The sequence below is a fragment of the Sphaerochaeta sp. S2 genome (assembly GCF_016406725.1).
GTDB lineage: Bacteria > Spirochaetota > Spirochaetia > Sphaerochaetales > Sphaerochaetaceae > Sphaerochaeta.
Map to the genome: position 1 here is coordinate 1 of NZ_JAEKNT010000521.1, position 1,397 is coordinate 1,397.

The 1,397-nt window shown below is 39.9% G+C and carries 2 protein-coding genes; both read left to right on the forward strand.

The features are described from left to right. Positions 1-414, forward strand: a 414-nt coding sequence (locus JF818_RS15330; protein WP_198892908.1) for a CDP-glycerol glycerophosphotransferase family protein, incomplete at its 5' end; no start/stop codon positions are given. Between the two features lie 120 nt (positions 415-534). Beyond that, on the forward strand, positions 535-1,397 hold an 863-nt coding region (locus tag JF818_RS15335), incomplete at its 3' end, for a YidC/Oxa1 family membrane protein insertase (RefSeq protein ID WP_370570354.1).

A 1,397-nucleotide genomic window follows, 5' to 3' on the forward strand; every position in this document is an offset into this window, starting at 1 on the left:
CATGTGAAAGTTCCAGGTCTTGCAGGATATCCCGCTTCAGATGCCATTATTGATGTAACAGCAAATGAGGATATGGCTGATTTGCTCGTTGTTTCCGATATGCTTATCACTGACTATTCTTCAAGCCCTGGGGACTTTGCATTGACAAATCGACCAATTATTCTCTATCAAAATGACAGAAAGTCTTTTGAGGAAAAACAACGGACATTCTATTTCGATCTCGATGATTCTCCGTTTTGGATTGTTTCGTCACAGGATGCATTGCTGCACGCTATTGCTGACATGCCAAACCGTAATGTAAAACAGAATTGTGAAGCTATTCTTGCGTTCTATAAAACACATGAGACAGGTCATTCTAGTGCAGATGTTGCCAAAAGAATTGCACAATTTTGCAAGGTTTCTTTGAAAAATTAGCACAGTTAGTTATAAAATCATGCTACACTTTTCGATATGTCATAGGTAGGTACCTTACATTTTTTAGTGATCTGATTGCCAAAGAGGTTTAGTGTGGGATCTTTTCTTTATAATATAATTGTGTATCCAATTGAACTGCTTGTAGAATTATTGTTTGTATTCTTTTTTAAAGCATTTGATAATTTTGGGTTATCAATTGCTGCAATAAGTATCCTCGTGAGTCTGCTTTCACTTCCTCTCTACCATATTGCTGAGCAATTGCAGAAGAAGGAGCGAGATACCCGTATTCGTATGCAACCTGGAATAAGCAGGATCAAGAGCGTTTTCAAAGGTGATGAGCAGTATATGATACTCTCTACCTTTTATCGTCAGAATCACTATCACCCAGCGTATGCGCTACGAAGTTCTGTGAGCCTCCTGATCCAGGTTCCTTTTTTCATTGCCGCTTATCATTTCTTGTCCCATCTTCCCCAGTTGCAAGGGGAAAGCTTTTTCTTTATCAAGGATCTAGGGACCCCTGATGGGTTGCTCCAGATTGGATCTGTTTCCATCAATGTTCTCCCCATTCTTATGACAATAATCAATATTGTAGCTGGAGCAATTTATACAAAGGGTTTTCCACTTCGCGATAAAATACAGTTATATGGAATGGCAGGGCTGTTCTTGGTACTCCTGTATGACTCTCCATCTGGTTTGGTCTACTACTGGACACTCAATAATGTTTTTTCTCTGGTAAAGAATATCTTCTATAAATTAAAGCATCCGCTGAAGATCCTATACCTTATTGCTGCTTTTGGGTCTGTTATACTGACTATTGCCATCTCAATTGCCCATCCTACGTTATCCATCGCAAATAGGATCGTCTTATTCGGCATGTGCGTGTGTGTGTGCATAAGTCCTCTGCTTCTTCGCAGTGTCGAGATGATTTACAACCGCTATCTGAGTGGTTTTTCCAGCCAAAAGAAGCAGGTCCAGAGCATGTA